The 24,231-nt window shown below is 42.9% G+C and carries 21 protein-coding genes; 8 read left to right on the top strand and 13 right to left on the bottom strand.

Annotation, left to right across the window (positions count from 1 at the left end; genetic code table 11):
* The first annotated feature begins 61 nt into the window (after window positions 1-61).
* Genes L0P88_RS08600 through nadD form a run of 3 tightly spaced genes read left to right on the top strand, consistent with a single transcriptional unit; the run spans window position 62 to window position 2,096 of the window.
* Window positions 62-919: a YicC/YloC family endoribonuclease gene (locus L0P88_RS08600; protein ID WP_247134186.1), complete on the top strand. Its 858-nt coding sequence runs from the start codon at window positions 62-64 to the stop codon at window positions 917-919.
* Entirely contained in the window at window positions 916-1,518 is a 603-nt protein-coding gene (gene gmk, locus L0P88_RS08595) for a guanylate kinase (protein WP_247134185.1), read from the top strand. Before L0P88_RS08600 ends, gmk begins: the two co-directional genes overlap by 4 nt.
* Complete coding sequence (nadD, locus tag L0P88_RS08590) at window positions 1,515-2,096, top strand: nicotinate (nicotinamide) nucleotide adenylyltransferase (protein ID WP_247134184.1); 582 nt, start codon at window positions 1,515-1,517, stop codon at window positions 2,094-2,096. Before gmk ends, nadD begins: the two co-directional genes overlap by 4 nt.
* A 25-nt stretch (window positions 2,097-2,121) precedes the next feature.
* Here the strand turns inward: nadD and L0P88_RS08585 are convergent, their stop codons facing one another.
* The 3 genes from L0P88_RS08585 to L0P88_RS08575 form a co-directional block, all read right to left on the bottom strand.
* Complete coding sequence (locus tag L0P88_RS08585; RefSeq protein WP_409557726.1) at window positions 2,122-2,820, bottom strand: DUF6503 family protein; 699 nt, start codon at window positions 2,818-2,820, stop codon at window positions 2,122-2,124.
* A 5-nt stretch (window positions 2,821-2,825) separates the two neighbouring features.
* Window positions 2,826-5,111, bottom strand: coding sequence for an inorganic phosphate transporter (locus L0P88_RS08580; protein WP_247134182.1), 2,286 nt, complete (start codon window positions 5,109-5,111; stop codon window positions 2,826-2,828).
* Between the two features lie 157 nt (window positions 5,112-5,268).
* Window positions 5,269-5,676 (bottom strand): carboxypeptidase-like regulatory domain-containing protein, encoded by a 408-nt coding sequence (locus L0P88_RS08575; protein ID WP_247134181.1) that lies wholly within the window; start codon window positions 5,674-5,676, stop codon window positions 5,269-5,271.
* Between the two features lie 167 nt (window positions 5,677-5,843).
* Between L0P88_RS08575 and dgt the strand changes: the two genes are divergently transcribed.
* Window positions 5,844-7,199, top strand: coding sequence for a dGTP triphosphohydrolase (gene dgt, locus L0P88_RS08570; protein ID WP_247134853.1), 1,356 nt, complete (start codon window positions 5,844-5,846; stop codon window positions 7,197-7,199).
* Here dgt and L0P88_RS08565 read toward each other — a convergent pair.
* The gene (locus L0P88_RS08565) at window positions 7,196-8,275 is read right to left on the bottom strand and encodes a DUF3078 domain-containing protein (RefSeq protein WP_247134180.1); all 1,080 of its coding nucleotides are present in this window, start codon (window positions 8,273-8,275) and stop codon (window positions 7,196-7,198) included. The genes dgt and L0P88_RS08565 overlap by 4 nt on opposite strands.
* Complete coding sequence (locus tag L0P88_RS08560; protein WP_247134179.1) at window positions 8,259-10,025, bottom strand: 1-deoxy-D-xylulose-5-phosphate synthase; 1,767 nt, start codon at window positions 10,023-10,025, stop codon at window positions 8,259-8,261. The genes L0P88_RS08565 and L0P88_RS08560 overlap by 17 nt, the downstream gene beginning before the upstream one ends.
* Before the next feature lie 75 nt (window positions 10,026-10,100).
* Here L0P88_RS08560 and L0P88_RS08555 point away from each other — a divergent pair, with 75 nt between their 5' ends.
* Entirely contained in the window at window positions 10,101-10,550 is a 450-nt protein-coding gene (locus L0P88_RS08555; protein ID WP_158778061.1) for a nucleoside deaminase, read from the top strand.
* Between the two features lie 292 nt (window positions 10,551-10,842).
* On the opposite strand, the gene L0P88_RS08550 is transcribed toward L0P88_RS08555, so the two are convergent.
* From L0P88_RS08550 to L0P88_RS08540, 3 genes are all read right to left on the bottom strand, one after another.
* Complete coding sequence (locus L0P88_RS08550) at window positions 10,843-11,034, bottom strand: cold-shock protein (protein WP_158778062.1); 192 nt, start codon at window positions 11,032-11,034, stop codon at window positions 10,843-10,845.
* 80 nt (window positions 11,035-11,114) lie between these two features.
* Window positions 11,115-11,372, bottom strand: a complete 258-nt coding sequence (locus tag L0P88_RS08545; protein WP_247134178.1) for a hypothetical protein — start codon at window positions 11,370-11,372, stop codon at window positions 11,115-11,117.
* Window position 11,373: 1 nt separating this feature from the next.
* Window positions 11,374-13,071, bottom strand: coding sequence for a chloride channel protein (locus L0P88_RS08540; protein WP_247134177.1), 1,698 nt, complete (start codon window positions 13,069-13,071; stop codon window positions 11,374-11,376).
* A 276-nt stretch (window positions 13,072-13,347) separates the two neighbouring features.
* On the opposite strand from L0P88_RS08540, the gene L0P88_RS08535 reads away from it, so the two are divergent.
* Together L0P88_RS08535 and L0P88_RS08530 are read left to right on the top strand one after the other, a co-directional pair.
* A complete protein-coding gene (locus L0P88_RS08535) occupies window positions 13,348-14,232 on the top strand; it encodes a DUF488 family protein (RefSeq protein ID WP_247134176.1) in 885 nt (294 codons plus the stop codon).
* Between the two features lie 7 nt (window positions 14,233-14,239).
* Window positions 14,240-15,046: a hypothetical protein gene (locus tag L0P88_RS08530; protein WP_247134175.1), complete on the top strand. Its 807-nt coding sequence runs from the start codon at window positions 14,240-14,242 to the stop codon at window positions 15,044-15,046.
* Here L0P88_RS08530 and aspS read toward each other — a convergent pair.
* Window positions 15,043-16,791 carry an aspartate--tRNA ligase gene (gene aspS, locus L0P88_RS08525; protein ID WP_247134174.1) on the bottom strand — a complete coding sequence of 583 codons (1,749 nt, stop codon included), beginning with the start codon at window positions 16,789-16,791 and terminating at the stop codon, window positions 15,043-15,045. The genes L0P88_RS08530 and aspS overlap by 4 nt on opposite strands.
* A gap of 284 nt (window positions 16,792-17,075) precedes the next feature.
* Here aspS and L0P88_RS08520 point away from each other — a divergent pair, with 284 nt between their 5' ends.
* On the top strand, window positions 17,076-17,426 hold the full coding sequence (locus L0P88_RS08520) for a toxin-antitoxin system YwqK family antitoxin (RefSeq protein ID WP_158778067.1): 351 nt from the start codon (window positions 17,076-17,078) through the stop codon (window positions 17,424-17,426).
* Between the two features lie 68 nt (window positions 17,427-17,494).
* On the opposite strand, the gene L0P88_RS08515 is transcribed toward L0P88_RS08520, so the two are convergent.
* Genes L0P88_RS08515 through L0P88_RS08500 form a run of 4 tightly spaced genes read right to left on the bottom strand, consistent with a single transcriptional unit; the run spans window position 17,495 to window position 24,158 of the window.
* On the bottom strand, window positions 17,495-21,004 hold the full coding sequence (locus L0P88_RS08515) for an efflux RND transporter permease subunit (RefSeq protein WP_247134173.1): 3,510 nt from the start codon (window positions 21,002-21,004) through the stop codon (window positions 17,495-17,497).
* 8 nt (window positions 21,005-21,012) lie between these two features.
* Window positions 21,013-22,203 (bottom strand): efflux RND transporter periplasmic adaptor subunit, encoded by a 1,191-nt coding sequence (locus L0P88_RS08510; protein WP_247134172.1) that lies wholly within the window; start codon window positions 22,201-22,203, stop codon window positions 21,013-21,015.
* 11 nt (window positions 22,204-22,214) lie between these two features.
* Window positions 22,215-23,552, bottom strand: a complete 1,338-nt coding sequence (locus L0P88_RS08505) for a TolC family protein (RefSeq protein WP_247134171.1) — start codon at window positions 23,550-23,552, stop codon at window positions 22,215-22,217.
* Window positions 23,553-24,158, bottom strand: a complete 606-nt coding sequence (locus L0P88_RS08500; RefSeq protein WP_247134170.1) for a TetR/AcrR family transcriptional regulator — start codon at window positions 24,156-24,158, stop codon at window positions 23,553-23,555.
* Window positions 24,159-24,231 lie beyond the last annotated feature (73 nt).

Raw genomic sequence — 24,231 nt, 5'->3', positions numbered from 1 at the left:
AACGGTCAAACGGAAAACCCATAAACACTTTTCCTACCTTTGCCAAAACCCAATTAGTTGTATGATTCAATCCATGACGGGCTATGGGAAGCAGGTCGTTCAGCTTGCAACCAAAAAAATTACCGTAGAACTCAAATCCCTAAACAGTAAAAATCTGGACATCAATTCCCGTATTCCGCAAGGCTATCGGGATAAGGAACTGGTGCTTCGCAAACTCATTGCGGATAGTTTGGTCCGGGGCAAGGTAGATTTTGGCCTGTATGTTGAAATTACCGGGGAAGACACCTCAGCGGAAATCAACCAGGGGGTGGTGAAAAAGTATATGGAGCAGTTATCCACAATCGCAGATGGGGATGACTTTAAACTGTTGGAACTGGCCTTACGAATGCCGGATACCCTAAAAACGGATAAGGATGATATTGACGAAGGGGAAATAGCTGCCATAAAAGAGGCCCTTAAAAAGGCCCTAGCCGCTTTACAAAGTTTTCGGACAACCGAAGGGCAAGTGTTGGAAAAAGACTTTGAAACCCGTTTGAAAATGCTTCGGGAGTTACTGCAAGAGGTTATTTCTATTGACCCGAACAGATTGAAATCCATACGGGAACGATTGGAGAAGGCGGTAACCGATTTAAAAACCGATGTGGATGAAAATCGATTTGAGCAAGAGTTGATCTATTATTTGGAAAAGTATGATATCACCGAGGAAAAGGTCCGTCTCGGAAATCATCTGGATTATTTTGAGACCACTTTGCATTCCTCAAATTCCAACGGCAAGAAACTTGGCTTTATCTGTCAGGAGATCGGAAGGGAAATCAATACCATTGGTTCCAAGGCAAATTATGCACCCATGCAGCAGATTGTGGTCCAAATGAAGGATGAGTTGGAAAAGATCAAAGAACAATTGTTGAACGTGCTATGACAAAAGGGGGCAAGCTTATCATATTTTCGGCACCTTCGGGAAGTGGTAAGACCACCATAGTACGCCATTTGTTGGAACAACCCGAACTGAATTTAGCATTTTCCGTTTCGGCTACCTCTAGACCTAAAAGGGGACGGGAAAAACAAGGGCAGCATTATTATTTCATGTCCATTTCAGAATTTAAAAAACACATCAAGGACGGTGATTTTTTGGAATGGGAAGAGGTGTATCGAGACAGTTTTTACGGCACATTGAAAAGTGAGGTGGAACGTCTTTGGGCAGAAGGGAAAAACGTGATTTTCGATATAGATGTCGCAGGCGGTTTACGGATAAAAAGAAAGTATCCCAAGGAAACCTTGGCCGTTTTTGTAAAACCGCCAAGTGTGGACGAATTAAAAATCCGACTTAAAAAGCGAAGTACGGAAAGTGAGGACAAAATCAATATGCGGATAGCAAAGGCATCGGTGGAACTGGCCACGGCACCACAATTTGATACTGTAATCAAGAACTACGATTTGGACATTGCCCTGGGCGAGGCCCATAAATTGGTAGCCGATTTTGTAGGGGCCACCATACCCAATCCATCTAAAAAGGAATGAAAAAAGTAGGGCTCTATTTTGGGACCTTTAATCCCATTCATATCGGTCATTTGATCATTGCGAACCATATGGCGGAATTTTCCGATCTGGATGAGGTTTGGTTTGTAGTTACCCCTAAAAGCCCGTTTAAACAAAAACAGTCCCTTTTGGATAACCATCATCGGTACCAAATGGTTTTTGAGGCCATTCAGGACTACCCAAAACTGAAGGCCAGCAAAATTGAATTTGACCTTCCCCAACCCAATTATACCATCAATACCCTGGTACATATTGGGGAACGTTATCGGGACCATCGCTTTTGTCTTATTATGGGTGAGGATAACTTAAAAGGGTTTCACAAATGGAAGAATTATGAGGCCATTTTGGATGGATATGATATTTATATGTATCCCAGAATCTCAAATGGGACTACGGAGAATCAGTTTAAGGACCATCCAAAAATCCATAAGGTTGAAGCACCTATTATGGAGATTTCCTCCACCTTTATCCGAAAGGAACATAAAAACGGAAAGAATATTAGGGCACTTTTGCCGGATGCCGTTTGGAAATACCTGGACGAGATGAATTTTTACAGGTAATACTTCCAATCATTTGTTGCCGCCATCAGTTCAATAGGTCCACCCCAAGGAATTTGTCGTCTTTATTGTAGTACCACTTTCTGGTTTTCGGCATTTTTATTCCATTGATTTCCTCCAGTCCGCTAAGCAAAATATACTCGCCATCATTCTTGGGTTCCTCATGATAAAACTGGTAGACCTCCATGGCATAGGTTTGTGGGTCAAAGTAAAAATACCAGGTATCCTTTCCCACACCTTCGTCATAGTTTACTTTAAGTACCAAGTATTCCTTCCCTTTAAATGTTCTGCGTTGCACGGTTTTATGCACTAGGGTACCAGGGTCCTTGAGTTTCATGGGCAGTCCATAAAGATAAGTGTAGTAATCCCTCATGGTTTTTCCCCGTTCGCAGGTCAATCGAAATTTTTTGATGTCCGCTTCCGAAATCTGGGAAGTGCCATTAAGTGAAGTTTCACAGGTGTCCCCATTGAATTTGTAGCCGTAGGAATCGCCATCCTTGGTAATGTGCAATTCAAATACGGATTTTGGAAGGTCCATCCCAATTTTGCTGATTCTTTTTGAGGAATTGGGCGTCTCCATGGTCACTTCCAACGTTCCCTTAAACGTTTTCCAGTTGTTGTCGGGATCGTGATAGGCAATGGTCTTTTCGAGCAATTCGGGACCGGTCAATTCCTGGGCCAAAGTGGGAATGGCCAATAATGGGATGATACCGAGTAAAGGGAACAAGCTTCTCACGACATGGTCTTAATATCGATTTTTGCCGGTTCCACGGAACTGTCATGCTCTAAATAATAGAGCTCCAAAAGCTTCATGGTGGCTTTGATCAAATCCTTACTTTCCGTCAATAAGGAAAAATAAAGCCGTGTGTTCTTTGGGCTGGATTCCTCCGTACGTGTTCTTGCAACCTGTTTTTCGATTTTTTCATCTACCAAGGTTATATACGAATCCTTGGTGGACAGCATTTTCCCAATACGTTCAAAAGAACGGTCATTAAAGGTTTCCGAAGTATCATTAAAAAGCTTTTCCAGATTGAAGTCCAAATCCTTTAACTCCTTGATTTGATTGTACTTCAGTTTTTTATGGTTGTTGTTGACATGGGTGTAGCCTATTTTGGAAATCAATTCCAGGGATTGGGCCAAATCCTGTAAGTGGTCCAACAAATTGATATAAAAATTACTCGCCCCTCCAACGCTGGAATCGTCCAGGTTTTTGATGAAATAGAAGATATTGTTCTGTAGATCCTCTATCTCCTTGGACATTTTGGAGACTCCCTTGTTGTTCTTTCGTAACGCTTCCAGATCATGTCTGGCCAAACCGTTGATTGCCCCGGTATAGATTTTATTGGTGCGTTTTATCATTTTGCCAATGTTGTCCGCACTTTCCTCAATTACCCCTTGTATGGAACTGCTATGGGCCCTGCGCAAACTGTCCTCTGCTTTAATGACCTTGGTTTTTTTGTTGTGTGCCATATAGTTTCGCAATATCAGGGCCGCAGCAACCACTAAAAGGATAATGAGGGAAACCAGACCTCCAAGATGCAGGATGTAGGCGATGATGGCCGCCGCCGTGAACGCACTGAATGCCGTAAAAAACCAGCCTCCAATAACATTTAACACCCCGGCAACCCGGTATACCGCACTTTCCGCACCCCACGCTCGGTCGGCCAGGGAAGTGCCCATGGTCACCATAAAAGTGACATAGGTTGTGGATAACGGTAATTTCATTGAGGTGGCTATGGAAATAAGTACACTGGCCACCATGAGGTTAACGGCCGCCCTGACCATATCAAAAGCGGGCATATCCTGGACCTTACTTTTGGGGATATAGGTATTGGGAGTTTCAAATTGTTTATCGATGCGCTTGCTCAATGAAGGCGGGATGATGGCCGATAGGCTTTCAAAAGCGGTTACACTGAATTTAACGATTTGCCTGGACAGATAATTGGGTTGAAAACGCTCTTCGCCCTCATCTTGTCTCGCCAAATCCACGCTGGTCTTTACCACGCTTTTTGCCTTGGAGGAAAACCATAGGGTCAGTACCATTATTCCTCCTGAGAGCAAAAGCAACAGCGTAGGCGTCTGAACCGCGGCGGTAAGCCCCTGCATATTGAATTCGGTGGGTGCAATACCGGAACCCTGCCAGTTTTGAAACGACTGCAATGCGGCAATGGGAACACCAATGAAATTGACCAAGTCGTTTCCCGCAAAGGCCATGGCCAAGGCAAAGGTGCCGAGCACTATGACCACCCTGTAGATGTTCCATTTTAACCATGCGGAAAATGCCCAGGAAAGCAAGGTCCAAAAAATGATGTTTTCAAGAATGAAAATTTCGGTATACTCGTAAATAAAACTGATGACCGATTCATCAAAGATGTCCGCACTTTTTAATCCTTTCACCAGGATAAAATAAATAATGGCAGTTATGGCCAGTCCCCCGAAAAGGGCTTCTACCCATTTGGGCTTTTCTTCAAATTTGAATGAAATCAATACCCTGGAAAGGAACTGTACTATGGCACCTATGGTAAAGGCTATAAATACCGATAAGAGGATGCCAAATATAATCTCTGTTGCCTTTTCCGTATTGATGTAGGATCCAAGGTCCGAGAAGCTGCCATCAACGGCAATGATTTTAACCAATGAAATGGCCACCGCAGCACCCAAAAGCTCAAAAACAATGGAAACGGTCGTTGAGGTTGGCATCCCAAGTGTATTGAAAAAATCCAGCAGCAGGATATCGGTAATCATGACGGCCATAAAAATTATCATGATTTCGGCAAAAACAAATTCGGTAGGATTGAATATTCCCTTACGGGCGACCTCCATCATCCCACTGGAGGAAACTGCACCAAAAGCAATGCCCAAACTGGCCACGATTATGATGGTCCTGAATGAAATTGCTTTTGAACCTATGGCCGAGTTCAAAAAGTTAACAGCATCATTACTTACACCAACCACAAGATCCGTTATTGCCAAAATAGCCAAAGCAATAACCATAAAAATGTAGATGTTCTCGCCCATATAGAATTCTGAAAGTAAGCAAAAATGCTACTATAATTTCTTTAGTAAGTTAAAATAAGGTTATGAAACCAGTAGTGCTTTTTGTTCTCCAGGGAAAATAGGGGCCAAGTTTTTTCAAAATTGAAATCCCCACGTCCCAAAAAAGGGGGGTGCTGCTTTATCGCTTTGCTTTACTTGCCTTACCAACGGAACCCTGTTCCATTAATACAGTAGTATTGGCATCGGATAGTTGTAATCGGGAGGAGCCTTCGGAAAGTGCCGCCAAGCTTTTGTTCACGGAAGTGGTGTTTCCCGCTTTAACGACCAAGGGAAATTCCATGGTTTCGTAACCCAAAAAACTGACTACCATGGTGTAGGTGCCCGGAGTGACACCGGTAAATTCAAAGTTTCCGTGAAAATTGGTCTGTTCCGAGAACAAAGTGTTCTTTAAATTGACATTAGCAAACAGCAAGGGTTCCCCGTCCGTTTCCATGTCCATAATCTTCCCTGAAATCCTTCCTGTTTGTTGGGCCGAAACAAAAGATGCACCAATCAGCGCGATGCATAAAAAAAGTGTTTTTCTCAAAGTGTTTAAAATAGAAGTGCAAATAAAAGAAGTTTAGGTTAAGCTATGGTTATGTCAAAGTTAATTTAGTAGTCGGAGGGTGGTATTTAGTGCGGGGGAACGAACCCTGTCCATCCCTTTGGATACGGTACTAAAAATGTATCTTGCAGCAAAAAATTAAGGTATTGATGAATTGGGAGCAGTTGCTTTCTTTAAAACGGTTTGGGGACACCAAAAAAAGAGTAAGGGCAGCACAGGACGAGACCCGTTTGGGGTTTGAAGTGGACTATGACCGGATTATTTTTTCGGCCGCTTTCCGCAGTTTGCAGGACAAGACCCAGGTAGTGCCATTGCCCATACATATGGGGGCCAATAAGGATTTTGTGCATACCCGTTTAACACACAGTTTGGAGGTTTCGGTCGTAGGGCGTAGTCTGGGACGTACTGCGGGTAAGGCGCTGTTGGAAAAATATCCGTATTTGCGGGACTCCCTGGGATATCAATTCAATGATTTTGGCGCTATTGTGGCGGCCTCTTCATTGGCCCATGATATTGGTAACCCCCCTTTTGGACATAGCGGGGAAAAGGCAATCGGCGTTTTCTTTGAAGCTGGGGAAGGCAAAAAATACCAATCGGTCTTAAAGAAAAAAGAATATCAGGATCTCGTGGATTTTGAAGGAAATGCCAATGGGTTCAAGTTACTCACCCAATCCCGCGAAGGAGTCCCGGGGGGATTGCGTTTGAGTTATGCCACTTTGGGCGCTTTTATGAAGTATCCCAAAGAATCCTTGCCCAAAAGGCCTACAAGACATATCTCCGATAAAAAATTTGGTTTCTTTCAAGAAGGGAAGGAATTGTTTTATGAGGTGGCCGAAGAATTGGGGCTTCAGGAAAAGAAGGGGAAAGGAGGACGGAGTTTTCATCGCCATCCCTTAACCTATCTGGTCGAAGCGGCAGACGACATTTGTTATACCATAATCGATTTTGAGGACGGTATTAACCGTGGGTTCATCCCCGAGGATTACGCATTGGAATATCTGATCAAACTGGTTAAGGATACCATAAGCACTTCTAAGTACAACCAAATGGTGCATACCAGTGACCGGTTGAGCTATTTAAGGGCGCTTGCCATCAATACGCTGATCCAAGAAGCCGTTAGCATCTTTGTGGAGCACGAAGAGGACATACTTCATGGGGAATTTCCAACCGCCCTGCTGGACAAGAGCCAATTCACCGCCCAGATCAATGATATTATTGCCTTGAGCGTGGAGCGGATTTACCAATCCCCGGAAGTGGTCGAAAAAGAGCTTTCGGGCTATAAGGTCATTGGGGATATTCTGAAGGTATATACCGAAGCCCTCATTGCAAAAAAGGAGAACAATGAAAGTGCCTACCACAAACTGGTGTTACGAACCTTGCCGATACCCTATCGGGCAACAGCGGGCTCCCACTATGAGATTTTATTGAATACGTGTTGTTTTGTGGCAAGTCTTTCGGACAGTGCAGCGGTGCAGTTGCACCAAAAGATAGGGGGGCAGTTTTAAAAACTATACCCCAGGCCAAGTCCCAGGGCCTGCTTAAACTGTATTCTTGGTATGCCGGGATCGATGACATCACCTGCATCATTTACCACCTGGTCAAATTTAATATCGTCGTCGTAAATGACATGTGTCCCTATATTCGCACTGATATATTCATTGACCTTAAATTGAAAATTGAGTTCCCAGTCCATGTCCACATTTCCGAAGCTTCTTAAATAGTCCGTATACAGATTGATGCGATGGTTCATCTGTACATTTTTAAAGACTTCCGTTTGCCAGGTCTGGGTCAATAAAAAACCAAATTCGATAAAGGAATTGTTCCCCGGGGTGACCCCAAAAGCTCCATTGTCCGCCAGTGCCTGGTCCGATACAAAGGTGGCCTTTAGCGTGGTCGGCGATATGTAGATGTTAAGGGAATTGTCCGGTTTTATATAAGAGGTTCCTGCTCCAAAGAAAAGATAACCGGGGGCCATAAACCGGGAAATGGGGGTTTCCCTGTCCGGGTAATTGAAACCATTGGAAAATTGTGTATTGAACTTGGCCTTGGCAGAGTAGAACCAGTTGCTCAAGGTGTCTTTTCGAAAACCAAAAGTGGATGTGAAACGGATCAGGTCCTCTGTTTTTCGCAATGACCTTCCTTCCTGGGCGTTGATACCATACCTAAAACGAAGTTCATTTTCCCAAGTGAGGTATCGAAATTTATAATTCCGAACAAAAGCCAGATTGGCCAAAGCGGAAATGGAGTTGTCCCCACCGGCATTCCAATTCACAAAGGCTACTTCATTGATATTTAGGCCAAGATTGTTTTGCTTTAACCAAAAGGTGGGAGGGACAAACTTTTTTGGCTTTTCGGTGAATGCCTTGGTCTTGTTCAATCCTGTTTTTGGTGCGATGCGACGAACCCCTATAGCATTGATTTTCAGCTTGGTTTTTTTCCATCGGATCACAATGGTATCTATTTTTGTGGTGTCCGATTTTTGGCTGAGCGAATCTCTCGCGGTATCCTGGGTACGCTGTCCAAAGGCCAAATGGGAACAACAGATAGCGACAAAGAGGAAAAACTTATACGATTTGTTCAAGGTATGTGGTAATATGTTTCTCGTTCAAAGCACAAATATCATGCAATTCTGGTATCGTACCATGCTCAATAAACGTATCTGGCACCGCAAATACCTTTATCGTTCTTTGATAGTTGTTTTCATTGGCAAATTCTATTATTGCCGACCCAAAACCTCCTATCTGGCAACCATCCTCCAAAGTTATGATATGCTGGTATTCCTCAAAAATGGTGTGGAGCAGTTTAACATCCAAAGGTTTTACAAATCGCATGTCATAGTGCCCAAATAATTCCGGTGAATGATGTTCTTCGATCAGTTCCTTTATTTGATGGCCCATGGGCCCCAGGGTCAAAAAGGCCACCTTATTCCCTTTTTTGAGCGTTTTCCCGGTGCCGATTTCAATCTCCTCAAAGGGTTGCTCCCAGTTAAGGGTGTTTCCCCGTCCCCTTGGATAGCGAATGGCAATGGGCTGTTGTAAACCCTTTTGGGCCGTGAACATCATATTTCGCAATTCCATTTCGTTCATTGGCGAAAAAACCAGCATGTTTGGGATGCAACGCAAATAGGCCAGATCAAAGACCCCATGATGGGTAGGCCCATCCTGTCCCACCAAACCTGCGCGGTCCAAACAGAAAATGACGGGAATATTCTGTAGGGCCACATCATGGATTACCTGGTCATAGGCCCGTTGCAAAAAGGTGGAATAGATATTGCAAAAAGGGATGGATCCCCCAATGACCATTCCCGCAGCCAAGGTTACGGCATGCTGTTCGGCAATGCCAACGTCAAATGCCCTTTCCGGGATTTCCTCCATCATAAATTTAAGGGAACTTCCTGTGGGCATAGCCGGGGTTATGCCCACTATCCTTTTGTTCTCCCGGGCCAGTTCAACCAAGGTACGCCCAAAAACATCCTGGAACTTTGGTGGTTGTGCTTCCCTTTTTTTGATGATCTGCTCTCCGGTTTTCGCATCAAACTTACCTGGGGCATGGTACACTACCTGATTTTCCTCCGCCTGTTTCAACCCTTTTCCCTTAAGGGTACTAATATGCAATAGGCGGGGGCCTTTTATGGTTTTAAGTCGTTCCAGTTCCTGGATAAGTGCTTCCAGGTCATGCCCGTCAATGGGTCCCGAGTAATTCAGGTTCAAACACTCAAAAATATTTTCGTCTTTGGCGGTTCCCTTTTTAACGTTGGTCAGGTACTTTTTTAATGCCCCCACACTTGGGTCAATACCAATGGCATTATCATTGAGGACGATTAAGACATTGGCATCGGTAACCCCCAAATGGTTCAATCCTTCAAAGGCCATACCACTGGCTATGGAGGCATCACCAATAACCGCAATGTGCTGTCTGTCCTTTTCCCCATTGATTTTTGAGGCCAAGGCCATTCCCAGGATAGCCGAAATTGATGTTGAACTGTGCCCTGTACCAAAATCATCATAGGGACTTTCACTTCTTTTGGGGAACCCACTGATCCCTCCCAATTGCCGGTTGGTGTCAAAAAGGTTTTTTCGCCCGGTCAATATCTTATGTCCGTACGCCTGGTGTCCCACGTCCCAAATTAACTTGTCATTTGGAGTGTCAAAAACATAGTGAAGGGCAATGGTCAGTTCCACTACGCCCAAGCTGGCGCCCAGATGACCTTCCTTGGTGGCCACAATGTTGATGATGAATTCGCGGAGCTCTTTCGCAGTTGTGGTTAAATCGGCTAAAGATAACTTCCTTAAATCGCCCAGTGAGTTGATATCTGATAATATGGATTCCATGAAGCTGTAAAAATACCTAATATGAAGTCTTTATTACCTATTCATTTGTAGATTTGGATGTAGGTAATAGCTACTATGAAAAACCCGTTTGACGACAATTATTTTATGAAAAAGGCACTGCAAGAGGCCGAAACCGCTTTTGAAAATGGTGAGGTGCCCGTGGGCGCCGTGGTTGTGATCAACAATCGAATTATAGGCCGGGCGCATAATTTAACGGAGAAATTGCATGATGTAACCGCACATGCCGAAATGCAGGCCATAACGGCGGCTTCCAATTTTTTGGGGGGTAAATACCTTACTGGATGTACAATGTACGTGACCTTGGAGCCCTGCCAGATGTGTGCCGGGGCCTTGTATTGGAGTCAGATTTCCAAATTGGTGTACGGGGCAAGGGATTTGGAAAGGGGCTTTGGCGTCATGGGAACAACACTTCATCCCAAAACTGAAGTGGTCAGTGGAATTATGGAGTTGGAATCAGCGGAATTGCTAAAACGCTTTTTTATCCAAAAAAGAAATCTGAATTAACGTCCGTTCGATTTATTGGAAATTGATCTCCGTATTAAAATGTTTTAATAAAGAAACCCTGTCATTCCGAACGAGGAACGAGGAGGAATCTCATTACGCGAGATGTCTCGTCGCTCATACTTCGCTCTGTCGACATGACACAGATATATTCCAAATGATTAATTAACTTGACTCTTTTGAATGCTGTTTACTTCGAACAGACGTTAAATTAAGTGGGTCCACACGATATTAGTTACAAAAAAACCCGAGCAAATAGCTCGGGCGAATGCGTACTCAAAATAAAATATTACGATCAAATAATTTGGACCTGTCCGGCTACCAAACCTTTTCTTCCTTCTTCTTCTACATATTCTACCTTGTCACCATCATTCAACTGTAAACCGTTGAGTGCTGTTACATGAACAAAAATGTCCTTGCCTGTTTCATCGTTGGTAATAAATCCATAACCCTTGGATTCATTGAAAAATTTTACTGTACCAGTCATTAGAAATAGTAATGTGTTAAAGTGCGAAAGTAATCCTTTTGTAATAGAATGGTTTAAATTGAATTTAAATAATCTAAAAATTATTGATTTTCATCTTTTTTCCGCTCTTTCTTTCGCATTTTTCTAATGTTTTCTTCGGTTAACATATAATCCTTCATTTTTTTACCCTTGCTTTCCTTGTAGAGAAATAGGGGCATGGCAACCAAAAACAGGCCAATCGTGCCAAAACCAATGAATTTGTTTCCCATGGCGTTCGCCTCGGGTTTTATATGAAAGCCGTAAATAATGGAACCAAAAGAAGCCAAAACGATGGCCACTATCAGATATTTCAATTTCATTTTAACGCGTATAAGTGATCAATTTTCTTCTGTAGGCCGTCAATAGCTTTGATTTGGAAACAAATCCCAGGTATTCGTCTTCTTTGATAACGGGAAGGTTCCAGGCGCCACTATCCTGAAATTTTTGCATTACCTGTTTCATACTGTCCGATGTGTAAAAAATAAATTCCGGGGGCCGGTGCATATAATCCTTTACAAAGGTGCTGTCATATTTTTTGGTATCAAACATAAATTCCCGAATATCATCCAACAACACAACACCTACCATTCGCTTTTCAACAAGTACCGGAAAAATATTTCGGTTCGATTTGGAAACCGATTCGTGCAACATTTCCCCCAAGGTCATTTCGGGATGTACGGACTTGAAGTTGGTTTCGATCACGTCATCCAATTGCATCAATGTAAGTACGGCCTCATCCTTATTGTGGGTCAACAGTTCCCCCTTTGCCGCCAGCTCCTTGGTATAAATGGTATAGTCCAAGGTGTTTTTGGTAATGAGGTATGATATGGAGGCGGTAATCATTAGGGGAACAAAGAGTTGGTATCCGCCCGTGATTTCCGCAATTAAAAAGATTGCGGTCAACGGGGCATGGATGACCCCGGCAATTAGGCCGGCCATACCAATTAAGGTAAAATTGCTCTCATTGACCTGAAAACCAAAACCGATATTATTGATGATTTTGGCCACCACATTGCCCAGGGCGCTGCCCATGACCATGGTAGGGATAAACACACCTCCTGCACCACCGGCCGCAAAAGTGGTGGTCATGGCTATGGCCTTAAAAATAGTAATACCAAAGAGCAGGGCAATTACGACCCAAATGTTGTCCAGATAATCATTGAAGGGGGTGTTTCCCAGAGCTATCAATGCCCTTCCATCCAACAGATCGTTGATAAACCCAAAACCCTCCCCATAAAGCGGTGGAATAACGTAGAGCATGGCGCCAATGGCAATCCCCCCGATCAAAAGCTTGTATTTTGGACTTTTAAAAGGTTTGAACAATGAAAGGATCCAGAAGTACATTTTTGTAAAATACACGGAGGCAATCCCGGTACCCAATCCCAAGACAATGTAGAAAAGCGTATCCTCGAGACGGAACCCTTCTGAAAGTGAAAAATTGAACAGGGTTTCGTTCCCCAGAAAAAAATAGGAGGTAAGCACTCCGGATATGGATGCCAATAACAGGGGCAGCACGGATAACATGGTCAGGTCCAAACTAAAGACCTCAACGGCAAAAATAATGGCTGCTATGGGGGACTGGAAAATGGAGGCTATGGCCCCTGCGGATGCACAGGCGATCAGGAGGGAGCGGGTCTTTGCCTCAATATGGAAAAATCGGCTCAGGTTTGAGCTTACGGCGGCTCCGGATTCAATTGCAGGGCCCAGTAACCCGACGGAACCTCCAAACCCCACGGTTAAAGGTGCGGCAATTAAAGGGGAGTATATTTTTTTGATGTCCAACAGGCCCTTGTTTTTGGACAGGGAGAACAAAATGGAGGAAATGGCATGGCCCAAGGGGTGTTTATGGATAAACTTCACATATAGATACACCAAGGCAAGACCCATAACGGGCAGGATAAAATACAATTGGTTTTGGGAAATACTGATTCCTTTTTCAAGAAGGGCCTCAATAAAATAGGTGAGGTTTTTTAAGGTTACCGCAACCAATCCTGCCAAAAACCCTACCAAAACGCTCATGATCTGTATAAAGGTCTTGTTGGAGATATTTCGGTATCGCCATTTGAGGAATCTTTTTAAGTATGTTTTTGTGGTGTACAAGTTTTGTTGTGTTCTCGCAAAGGTAAATAGAGCTAATAGGTTTTAAAAGCCCAAAAGGTCTGTAATAATGTATTCTTACTTTTGATGGACGAAGAATCTTGACAATTTTGGATGCTTGACTTTTTGTAGTTTTGACCAAAAATTGGACTTGTTAGCAATAAACAAGAGAGAAAAAGTGTTTACCTGAAAGGATATATGTATTACAGAAGAAAATATATACTCGCTCTAATCCAACAATTTGGAGGAAGTTTGGATAATTTGAACTTCCAAAAGTTACTGTTTTTAGCCACTAGAAAACAGGATAAAAAGGCTTTTGATTTTGTTCCCTATAAATATGGTTGCTTTTCGTTTCAAGCGAATCAAGACCTTACCACAATGATTAAGCTTGGAAATGTTGAACGAGAAAATCGCACATGGAATTGTATAGATAAGACCGACTATAAGAGAGAACTCAGGAAAGAAGATGTTGTATCAATAAACTGGGTCTATTCAACTTACAAAGATTTTGAATCAGAAGACTTAATCAAAGAAATCTATACAAAATACCCCTATTTTGCGATTAATAGCAAGATTGTCGATAAGGTTCTAGATGAGGAGGAATTGAACAAAGTCAATTCTCAAAAACGCACATTTGACAACTCCATGTTTTTTACCATTGGCTATGAAGGAATTAGTTTAGAGAAATACTTAAACAAGCTAATCATCAATAATGTAAAACTATTGGTAGATGTTCGGAAGAACTCCTTTAGCATGAAATACGGCTTTTCAAAAAGTCAACTTCAAAATGCTTGTGAAAGCATTGGGATTAAGTTTATTCACATCCCACAATTGGGAATACAATCGCAAGAGCGAAAAGAATTAAATTCCCTTGTCGATTATCAAAACTTATTTGACAACTATCAAAAAACCACACTACAGGAAAATAAAAGTTACCTCGAAAAATTGAAGGACTTATGTGAGGAGTACAAACGAGTAGCTATTACCTGTTTTGAGAAAGAGGTATGTATGTGCCATAGAGGGGTAGTCGCTAAAGAGCTTGGGAAAATGGAAGGTTGGGAAATCACACAAAAAAACCTTTAGCGAGTCCTTGAAAACCAAAGTCCTGATAACCGTAAAAACCTATCCCACATTATCAACTAAATATGATGAGTTGGTATGTACTGCAGGATTTACGGAGGACGGTTCTTGGATAAGAATTTATCCTGTAGAGTTTCGAAAAAAGGCCTACAAAGACCAGTATAAAAAATATGATTGGGTTGAAGTTGATTTGGTGAAAAACGATTCCGATTTCAGACCAGAGAGTTATCGCCCTGTGACTGCTAATACTTCCTTTGAAAAAGTTGATGAACTGGACACCAAAGGGAATTGGGCAAAACGCAAGGATATAGTATTAAAAAAAGTCCATAACGATTTAACCAAACTTATAGAAGAAGCACAAAACAGGGATATTGGCACTTCCCTGGCTGTTTTCAAGCCCTCAAAAATCGTTGATTTTATTATTGAGCCTGTTGACCGTGAATGGGACGATAAAAAATTGGCAAGTTTACAGCAATTCAATTTATTTGAAAGCACAGATAAGGGTTTCGAGGTTGTTAAAAAACTACCTTATAAATTTTCATACAAATTTGAAGATGTTCAAGGTCGTCAAAGCACTTTGATGATAGAAGATTGGGAAATTGGACAACTCTTTTGGAACTGCTTGAACAGGGAAGGAAACGAAGAAAGAGCTTGTGAGTTGGTTAAGAAAAAATATATTGATGATTTTGCTAAAACTAAGGATTTACACTTGTTCTTAGGTACGACAAAACGCTTTCATTTTACGGGGAGAAACCCATTTGTGATAATAGGTACTTTTACTCCAAAAATTGAAATCCAAACTAAGCTAGATTTCTAATAATCTAACCTCAAATGTAACTCCTTCAATTGCCCTTGATCAATTGTTGCCGGGGCATCGATCATTACGTCCCGGCCACTATTGTTTTTGGGGAAGGCGATAAAATCCCTAATGGTTTCCTGTCCACCCAAAATGGCGACCAATCGATCTAAACCAAAGGCAATACCGCCATGTGGCGGAGCGCCATACTGAAAGGCATCCATCAAAAATCCAAATTGGGCTTTGGCTTCTTCGGGAGTAAAACCTAAATGCTTAAACATAATGGCCTGTATTTCCTTATCGTGGATCCGAATGGACCCCCCCCCAATTTCATTGCCGTTCAGCACCAAATCATAGGCATTGGCCCGTACCGCCCCGGGATCGGAATCCAGGAGTCCCAATTGACCGGGTTTTGGGGAGGTGAAAGGATGGTGCATGGCGTGGTAGTGTCCTGTTTCTTCATCCAACTCCAACAAAGGGAAGTCAATGACCCAAAGCGGGGCAAATTCATCGGGTTTTCGCAAACCCAATCGCTCCGCCATTTCCATACGCAAGGCACTAAGTTGGCTTCTTGTGGAATTTCTTTCCCCGGAAAGGACACAAATCAAATCCCCTTTCTGGGCTCCTGTGGCCAGAGCCCATTTGGCCAAATCTTTCTGACCATAAAATTTGTCGACGGAAGATTTATAGGAACCGTCTTCATTGCACTTTACATAGACCATTCCCTTGGCCCCTACTTGCGGCCGTTTTACCCAATCAATGAGTTTGTCAATTTCCTTTCTGGTGTAGGAAGCAGCACCTGGAACGGCAATACCCACTACCAATTCTGCAGCATTGAAAACGTTGAAATCCCTGTGCTGTGAAACTTCATTGAGTTCGCCAAACTCCATGCCAAAACGGATATCGGGTTTGTCATTTCCATACCGTTTCATGGCTTCATCATAGGTCATTCGGGGGAAATCCCCTACCACTACACCCTTGGTTTCCTTAAGCAGGTACTTGGTCAATCCTTCAAAGGTGTTAAGAATATCTTCTTGTTCCACAAAGGCCATTTCACAGTCTATTTGGGTGAACTCCGGCTGACGGTCCGCCCGGAGATCTTCATCCCTAAAACACTTTACGATCTGGAAGTACTTATCCATTCCCCCTACCATAAGTAATTGTTTAAAGGTCTGGGGGGATTGGGGCAGGGCGTAGAATTGGCCTTCGTTCATCCGGCTTGGCACCAAGAAATCACGTGCCCCTTCGGGGGTGGACTTGATCAAATAAGGGGTTTCCACCTCAATAAATCCTTGGTCGGACAGATATTTACGAATCTCCATGGTAACCTTATGCCTAAAGATGAGGTTGTTTTTTACTGGATTCCTACGAATGTCCAAATAACGATATTTCATCCGAAGGTCTTCCCCACCATCGGACTCATCCTCAATGGTAAAGGGGGGAAGCAGTGCTTCATTGAGAATGGCGAGCTCATTGACCAGTACTTCTATGGCGCCGGTTGGAATATTGGGGTTTTTGGAGGCGCGTTCAATGACCTTGCCCTTTATCTGTAGTACGGTTTCCCTTCCCAGGTTTCGGGCTTGTTCCAAAAGATCTTTTGGAGTCCGTTCTTCATCAAAGACGAGCTGCGTTATCCCGTAACGGTCGCGTAGATCTATCCAGACCACAAAACCTTTATCACGTAATTTGGCAATCCAACCACTTAAAACGATCTGTTGGTCAATATGCGAAGCTCCTAATTCGCCACAGGTATGGGTTCTGTACATGAATATACATTTTGAACGGCAAATTTAGTGAGTTCCATTTTTTTGCTGGGACATTTTTTGCCCAGCTTTTAAAATACCGTTTATACGGTTTTTTTGACCGTTTATACAGAATATAAATTTTTATAGTTTTTCTTACAAAAATTCAACCATCTATAAAACAAGTATTTACATATTTAATGTAAATTTAATGTAAATAAATAGTTACTTTAAAATGAATTAAAAGTAAAATAATTTGTATATTTGTATCGTTAATGTTAAAGATAGAAATAACAAACCCATATATTATGAAGAAAGTATTATTGATTCTTGCGGTTATGTTTTCGGTTGGTATGTACGCGCAAAATACCAAACCGACTTTGGAAAAAGTGGGGAAAATGGTAAAAGCTACATATTTTCATGAAAATGGTGAAATAGCACAAACAGGTTATCTGTTAAAAGGTAAATTACACGGACAATGGTTCATGTACGATGTAAAAGGTAAGAAAATTGCCTCTGGGAAATATGTGGATGGCAAAAGGGAAGGAAAATGGTTTTTCTGGGAAGGCGAAATTTTAAGGGAGGTGGATTTTGAGAACAATCGAATTGCCTCTGTAAAGAATTGGAACCAATCAGAAGTGGTTTCGGTACAATTATAGTTAACGGTAATGAATTAAAAAAGCCCCGGACAAAATGCCGGGGCTTTTTTTATACCTGCTTTTAAGGGCTATGCCGCCATGCCCAATTCTTCTTTTTTCTTCTCTACTTTTTGTATTCTGTTCCTTTTGATGCGGACCTTTATTTTGTAGACGATACTGAACAAAATTGGAACCACCACCAAGGTGAGGAATGTGGCCACAATAAGACCATAGATTACCGTCCAGGCCAAGGGACCCCAAAAAATAACATTGTCACCACCAAAATAAATTTGTGGATTGAACTCACTGAGCAAGGTAAAAAAGTTAATGTTAAAACCCGTTGCCAGCGGAATTAAGCCAAGAATGGTGGTAATGGCAGTAAGCAATACAGGACGCAATCTTGCCTTTCCTCCTTTTATTACGGCTTCATAAAAGTCATTTGGCGCCAACATATCCTCTTCATTGAGACCAAGGGCCACTTTTTTACGGTCTATCAGCAATTGTGTGTAATCCAAGAGCACCACTCCATTATTCACAACAATTCCCGCCAAGGATATGATTCCCATCATGGTCATCATAATCACAAAAGCACTACCGGTCAATACAATTCCCCCAAATACGCCTATTAGGCTTAAGAAGATGGCCAACATAATGATTGCCGGTTTTGTGACCGAGTTAAATTGAAATATCAAGATGAAGAAGATCAATCCCAATCCAGTGAAAAAGGCACCCATCAAGAAGGCCATTTGTTTTGCCTCTTCTTCCAATTGCCCGGTATAATCTATTTTAATGGCGCTGGGAAGTTCCGCGAAAGAGGTCATCTCATCCTGAATTTTGCTCACCACTGCGCCAGCATCCGTAAATCCGGGGGCCAAAGCGGAATAAACGGTCACTACCCTTCGGGTATCCCTATGTTTTATAGCGCTGAACCCAGACGTATTCACTTGTTTGGCCACTGCAGAAACAGGTACTTCCTTGATTTGACCGGAAGACTGGTCCCTAAAGGTCACCCGCTGGTTAAAGATGGCACTGGTATTGTATCGATTTTCCTTATTGAAACGCACATAGATGTCATAATCCTCCCCGTCTTCTTTATAGATTCCTGCTTTTGCCCCAAAGATGGAATTCCTAAGTTGTTGACCAACCATTCCTGTAGGCACGCCCAACTCCCCTGCTTTCTTACGGTCTACCTGGACCACCATGGAGGGTTTGGATTTGTTCACATCAATTTTGAGTTCATCGACTCCGGGAATGTTTTTGGAGTTAATGAAATTTCGCATTTTTTCGGCGGTATTGATCAACTCCGTATAATCATTGCCCTCCAATTCAATATTAATGGGATAACCCACCGGAGGACCAATGGCATCTTTTTCGACCGATATCGCTACTCCGGGATAGATATCCTTAAGGGCTTCCTGAACCTTCTTTAGCAGTTCATTACTATCTGCCCCATCTCGATATTTGTATTCCCGCATGGTGGCGGTAATCTTTCCCCGGTGTGGCATTTCTGCCTGGGAACCACCATCGGTTTGCGGATTGCCTGCCCCTTCCCCAACTTGTGATACGGCACTTTCCGTTAGGAAGTTGTAGCCTCCATTCATATAGGAATCCTCATTGATGATATCGTACACCCTTTTTTCAATATCATTAGTGATGGTATTGGTTTTTTCTATATCCGTGCCCTCAGGATATTCAATGTAGACGATAATCTGGTTTGGGGTGTTGTCCGGGAAGAACTCCACCTTGGTACGCTGGCTCCCCACGGAAGCCCCAAAGCCCATAAATGCAATGATCAATAGGACAAATGTTCCAATGGCGATGTAAATTGGCCTTCTTGCCGAAAGTGCATACCGCAAGGTTTTTTCGTACCAGCGTTCCCACTTTGGCAAAATTTTGTTTTGGAATCCATTGGCCCACTTTCTAAGGAACAGGCGATAGCCCCAAAGCAAAATTCCGGTTACGATCATCAAGGATCCCAATGCGCGATATTCCCCTCCAAAAATTAAAATGATCACTCCAAAAGTTCCCATAATGGCCGTTAGCCGGATAATCTGTGCAAAGGGCATTTCCTCATCCTCGGTTTTCATGAACTGGGAAACCAAAACGGAGTTAAAGAAGATGGCCACAAAGAGGGAAGATCCCAACACCACGGACAGGGTTACCGGGAAGTAAATCATGAACTGTCCCATGACCCCGGGCCATAAACCTAATGGAATAAAGGCCGCGACGGTTGTTGCAGTGGAAATGATAATGGGAAAGGCAATCTCTCCAATCCCCTTTTTTGCCGCCTGGATCCTTGACATTCCCTCTTTATCCATTAGGCGATAGACATTTTCCACTACCACAATTCCGTTGTCCACCAACATCCCAAGTCCCATAATTAAACCAAACAGGATCATGGTATTCATGGTATAGCCCAAAGTGTTCAGGATCATTAAGGACATGAACATGGACATAGGGATGGCAAACCCCACAAAAAGCGCATTCTTAAAACCAAGGAAGAACATTAATACGGTAACCACCAGGATGATCCCAAAGATGATATTGTTCACCAAATCGTCTACCTGTCCAATAGTTTTTGAGGATTGGTCATTGGCAATGGTAATTTCCAGGTCCTGGGGGAACACATTTGCCTTGGCATCCTCTACGATTTCCTGAATTTGTTCCGCCGCGGCAACCATATTCTTTCCGGCGCGCTTTTTAACATCCAACATGACCACTGGATGACCAAATTCGCGGGCATAAGTGGTCTTGTCCTCCTCTTTAAAGGAGATTTTTGCAATATCCTTAAGGTAGATGGGATTGTTGTTTTCAGATTTTACGACAAAATCCTCCAGTTCCGAAGGGCTTTCAATCTCTCCAAGGATCCTTATGGTCCGTCGTTGGCCGCTTGTAATCAAGTTGCCTGCGGAAATGGTTGTATTTTCCTGACTGATCTTGCTGATCACATCATCAAAACTCACCTGGGCGGCCATCATTTTATAGATATCCACGGCCACTTCCACTTCCTTTTCCTGTGCGCCCCGGATATCCACTTGCTTTATTTCCTGGAGACTTTCAATCTCATCTTCCAAGTACTCGCCAAATTCCTTGAGTTTATCCACTGGATAGTCTCCGGAAATGTTGATGTTGAGAATGGGAATTTCCTCGGACATACTTAAATCGAAGACGTTGGGCTCTACCTTGGCATCGTTGAAGGTAGGCCAGTCTTCCCCGGCCGTCTGCGAGTCTACTTCGTCCTTTACCTTTTGTTTGGCAGCTTCAACAGAGATTTTTTCATCAAATTCAACAACGATGATCGAATAATCCTCCTGAGAGGTCGAAGTAATCTCGATTACATTGCTTACCGTTTTTAACTCGTCCTCCAAAGGGTCGGTTATGAGCTTTTCAATATCCTCCGCAGTGTTTCCCGGATAAAGGGAACTGATATAAATCTTGGTTTCCTTGATTTCAGGAAAGTTTTCCCTGGGCATACTGAAATAGGCCGATGCGCCCAGGAAAAGTATCACGACAATCAAAACATACATTGTGGTTTTGTTGTCAATGGCCCAAGAGGCCAGCTTAAATTCCTTGTTTATGCTTTTTTGCTGTTTTCCCATAATGTTTTTTAATTGGTCGTTAATCCTAAACCATCGGAATGGACCTTTACTTTTTGTCCATCGCGAACACTGCGTGCCCCTTCATCAATAACACCATCACCACTGTTGATTCCCGATAGGACTTCCACGTGGTCCCCTTGGGTTTTTCCTGTGGTTATGATGGCCTTTCTGGCAACCATTCCGGAATTGGAAGAATCCGCTTCCACCAGGTACACATATTGCTCTCCCTCGGCATTTTCCGAAACAATGCTTTGGGGGATCAAGATGGCACTCTCATTGGTGTAATCATTGATCATTACCCTGGCAGTAAGGTTTGGCTTAATTTTTCCCCCATTGGCAGGCACCGGAATCTCTGCGGTAAAAGCCCTATTGGCGGGATTTATAAAATTCCCGGTTTGCCTTACCTTGGTGGTCACACTGTCTCCCAGTACGGGAAAATAGACTTTGGCCTCCTTATTGGCGGTGACATTGGGGAGATGGCTTTCCGGAACTTCCACTTCAATGTACATATCGGAAAGGTTAACGATCCGAAAAACTTCAGAGCCTTGACCGGGAGCTACAACCGTACCCTGATCCTTGATGACGTCATCTATGATTCCGGAGAATGGGGCCCTAATACTGGATTTTGCCACCTGGCTTTGCATCTGCGCTACTGCACTTTCTTGTGCTTCATATTGCGTTTTTGCCTGTAAATATTGAATTTCTGAACCAATGTTCTGCTCCCACAATCTTTTTTGGCGTTCAAAAGTGGTCTTGGCCAAGTCCAACTGTGTTTCCATTTGGGTCAATTGACTGGATAGGCCACCATCATCTATACTGGCCAAAAGCTGTCCTTTAGCTACATTTTGGCCTTCTTTTACATAAACGCGTTGCAGCGTTCCGGACATTTCCGGATATATGAGGACATTTTGTTTGGTCATAACGTCTCCCTGCAGCTCCAAATAGTGATTAAACTTTTCTTCTTTTGCTTTAAAAGTGGTCACCAGAGGTAGCTTGGCGTTGTCATCTTTTGCGGCCAAGGCGGAATCCAACAGGGCAATTTGGCCTTCCAATGCCTTGAGTTGGGTCTCTACCTCCGTCCTTTTTGCCCGAATCGTCTTGACATCCGCACCCAGTACGTCTTCAACTGAGCTGGAGCTTCCACCACCACAAGAGATGATGACCAATGCCGTAAGTATAAGTAAAACAATTTTTTTCATTTTGATTGATTTTATTTGTTTAAAATAATTTCCAAATCAGTCTTGCGGTTGATCACATCTACCATGGACTGCAGGTATTCTTGCTGGGTATCGTATAATTGGGTCTGTGCTTGGCGCAGTTCAAAACTGGTGGCCAGGCCTTCGGAATATTTTATCTGGTTTTTGTTTTCAATCCGTTCCGCCAGCTCCAAATTATCCTTGGAGGTCTGGTATTCCTCTATGGCCAGAATGTAATCGCTTTTGGCATTTTCCAATTGCAACCTTACTTGTTCCTGGGTTTCCGTAAGCTGGGTCTTTGCTTTTTCATAGGCAATTTTGGCCCGTTGGGTACTGGCACTTCTTCCCAAAGAACTAAAAATGGGAATGTTCAGGTCCACTCCAAAGGTGGAGAAGCCGAACCATTGTTGGCCTTGACTTAGAAAGTTGAATTGGTCGCTAAAGGAGTTTCCCCCATAGTTGATAAAAGCGTTTAATGTGGGCAGTGCCCTACTTTTTGCCAATTTTAACTCAAAGAATCGTTGCTCATTAAGGTTAAAGACCGTCTTGTAGTCTATATTTTCTTCCATTACAAGCTGGGTATCCAAAAGGCCGTAATCTATTTTCCTTTGCGTAAGGGCATCCAGATTTTCGGTCAATTGGGTAGGATTGTCCAAAGGGATGCCCATCATGAGGTTGAGCATCTGTAAGGTAATCTTTTCCAATCGCCTTGCATTCTTCAATTGGTTGTCCACGGAGGAAAGGGTAATCTGTAACTGATCCACGCTCTCTTCATCCCCCAGGCCGTTTTCAAAAATCTTTTTGGTCTCATAGAGGTTTTTCTCCAAAGTGGCCGTGTTCTTTTCAAAGATGGCCACGCTCTCTTGGGCCAGCAATACGTTGCCATAGGCTTCTACCACGGACCGCGTGACATCCAAATCGGTTTTTTCCTTATTGTTCTTGCTAAATTGAACAAAGGCCTTGGTGGCCTGTACACCTACAATATAGGATCCATCAAAAATTTGCTGTCTTAGCGTGCCAGTTGCGGTCACTTGTTGTGGTTGTCCCAGAGGTGTCTCGAAAAAAGTACCTGGAGGTTGCCCTGCGATTTCCCCGGGCAATTGGACCACCTGTTGTTTTATTTGGTTTTGGTAGGACACACTTCCATCTATTTGGGGCAATCCGGAGGCAATGGTTTCCCATTTTTGCTTTTGGGCGTCCACCAAATCCCTACTGGCATTGATGGATTGGTAGTTGTGTTCCAGCGCATAGGCTATAGCCTCATCCAAAGAAAAGGAGGTTTTGGTTTCCTGTGCACTTAGTGGTACGGACCAAAACAATAGTAGTATACTTAGTTTGATGATCGTTCGCATTTATTCTTGATTTGAATTGATGATTTCGTTCAGTATTTTCCGTCCTTTGGGGGTGACGATCCCCCTTAGATGGTATTCTAGAAAGTAGTCTTCCAGCTCAACTTTATTGAATAGGGATACCGGAAAAAGATCGTGGTCACTTAAACTTATGGCACCGGAAAAATAAATACGTGCCACAAACTGCACGTTTAAATTCTCCCGGTAAATACCAATCTCCATTCCCCTTCTAATGTTATCGACCAGACAGTCCTGCATCACCTCAATCTCCTTTTTCTTTAAGGTTTCAAAGAGTCTGGGATAGTATTTCTGTAACTGGTAAAGTGTGGAGGCCTTCTCGTCCTTTAAACGGGACATCACAAATTTTTTGATTTCATATAACTCTTCGATCGGATTTTTCTTCAGGGCAATGATATGGTCTATCCCATTTGATATTTCCCAAAAAAGGTTCATAGTGGCCTCTTCAACCAACTTGGTCTTATTTTCAAAATGACTGTAAATGGTCTTTTTGGATATCCCCATTTCATGGGCCAAATCATCCATGGTCACACTTTTAAACCCGTAGTTTAAAAAAAGATCGGTCGCCTTATTTAAAATGTCGTTTCTCATTTGAGGGACCAAAACTAAACTGGAAACTGTAAAAACAAAAAAAGTTTCCAAAGTTTTACATTTATTTAACGAG

It is taken from the genome of Muricauda sp. SCSIO 64092 (assembly GCF_023016285.1).
Lineage (GTDB): Bacteria > Bacteroidota > Bacteroidia > Flavobacteriales > Flavobacteriaceae > Croceivirga.
The sequence above is the reverse complement of the archived record's forward strand: the minus strand, read 5'-3'. Positions and strand labels throughout refer to the sequence as shown.